Origin of the sequence: Providencia sp. Me31A (genome assembly GCF_050487165.1) — a bacterium.
In the GTDB taxonomy this organism is placed as follows: domain Bacteria; phylum Pseudomonadota; class Gammaproteobacteria; order Enterobacterales; family Enterobacteriaceae; genus Providencia.
In genome coordinates, this window is the sequence record NZ_JBKQGZ010000059.1 from 1 (window position 1) to 2,031 (window position 2,031).

Here is a 2,031-nt window from a genome sequence, read left to right on the forward strand (position 1 = left end):
GGGCGCGAGCTGTCGGATGTGAGTAGTGTTGTTGACTCTCAAAAAACGGCTATTGCTAATTTGGAAGAAACGACAACAGAAACGAAAGAAAATCAGCAAAGTATCTATGAAGAAATGCACGCTAACTTTGCTCAAGTTCGTAAAACGCAATCTGATGCTGAAAAAGCACAAGCTGAGGCTATTTCTCAAACTAACTCGGAAGTCAATAAGCTAAGTAATGACAACCGTAAAATTAAATCGCAAGTTGAGCGTAATGAAAAAACGATTGCCGATACTGAGCAAGCACAGGCCAATTTATCAGAGAAAGTCGATGCACAATACGAAGCAAACCAAGCTGCATTCGTTGATATTCGTCAGTCTCAAGCAAGTGATAAAGAAGCCGCAGCAGAGCACACCGAGCAAACTCGTGCACAACTTCAGAAAAACATTGATGAAAAAGGTCAGCAAATCGATGAGCAAGGAAAAGTCATTGATAAGCAAGGCAAAGACCTTTCTGACATCAGTTCAGCGGTGACTAAAAACACAAGCGCAATAGCTGACACAAATAAAACCGTTGCAGAAAATGAGGAGAAAACAAGCAGTCGCTTTGCGGGCAATGAAGCTGATATTGCTCATATGCAGAAAACAGAAACAGACAAAGAGTCTTCCCAAGCGGAAACGCTCTTACAGCTTGCTGTGCAAAATATGAAGCAAGGCAATGATGCAAGGGTAATTAAGGCTAGCATCATTGAGACCAATAAGCTGATTGCGACCAATGAAAAAGCCCATGCTGAAAAGTTTACTCAGCTAAATGCGCAGTATGAAAATGTAAATACCAGCATTACAGCCCTTAAAAAAACCGTTTCTGATAATGAGAAATCACAAGCGGAGGTTAATGAACTCATTAAATCAGAAATTGATGAGAATAAGGCGGCAATTGAGAAACGGGCAGAGACCTCTGTAGATCAGCAAGGAAACTCTCGGGCTTATTTTAGTATCAAAGCAGGGGTCTGGCATAACGGGCAATACTACGATGTTAAAATGATGATGAATGCTCAGGTTAAAAACGGGCAAGTTGTCACTCAAATCGCTTTTGCAGCCGATGAATTCATTATTTTTAATCAGTCAAACGGTAAATTTGTGACACCTTTTGCGATTATGAATGGTCAGGTGTTTATTGATTCAGGCTTTATTCAAGACGGTTCAATTACAAATGTAAAAATCGGTAACGTTATTCAGTCTAATGATTTCAAAAAAGGGGAAAAAGGCTGGCAAATTGATAAAAATGGTAACCCTGAATTTAACAATGGAACATTCAGAGGAAAGGTTTATGCCACAGATGGTGATTTCAAGGGTTCGGTATATGCTGAGAAATTTATCGGTGATGTCGCAACGGGTGTTTTATATGATGGGGCTTCAAAATACTTCATTAAGCAGCCGACAATGACAATCGAGACAACGGTAATCTATGCCGGCAATATGCCGTATGACGTTGACTTGATCATGCCTACAATGCACTTTTCATCAGAGCATAAACCACCTGCAATACACAAACCGTTCGAAATTGCAGTTTATGCTAATAATGTAAAGCAAAACGTTATTGTAACGACAGTTGATAGTCCAGATTCGACGTGGGCGGCAATAGCATCTTGTTATATTAAAATTCCCAAGATGCAGTCAAATACAAAAATAACGGTAAGGCTGACAGGTCGTGGTGCTGGGGGGGACAACTCGGATTGTACATTAAGGATTTACCCAGCGCTTATACTTGCATGTAAAAGCAATCCATCATCATTTAATTAAATATTTCACAGAAACATAGGCCGCTTAATTGCGGTTTTTTTACGTCCAAATTTCGGAGAATCAATCCTATGTATAATGTCGGTACCGTTACCACCACAGCGAATAGTTCAAAAATTACAGGGACAGGCACACGCTGGAAAGATAACACTACGCTTGTTTCAGTCGGTCAGGTTGTGCTGATTGAAAATGGTTCCAACTTGCTCATTAATAGCATTTATTCCATTGAAAGTAACACGGCTTTAACGTTGG

Annotated in this window: 1 protein-coding gene and 1 pseudogene; both read left to right on the plus strand. The window is 40.1% G+C overall.

Translation table 11 applies throughout. The features are described 5' to 3' along the window. Nucleotides 1–1,782: phage tail tip fiber protein (locus tag ACLPIE_RS22375; protein ID WP_430263831.1), on the plus strand; the 1,782-nt coding region annotated here is incomplete at its 5' end. Nucleotides 1,783–1,850: 68 nt separating this feature from the next. Further along, nucleotides 1,851–2,031 (plus strand): annotated as a pseudogene (locus tag ACLPIE_RS22380) (hypothetical protein); the annotation flags it as partial.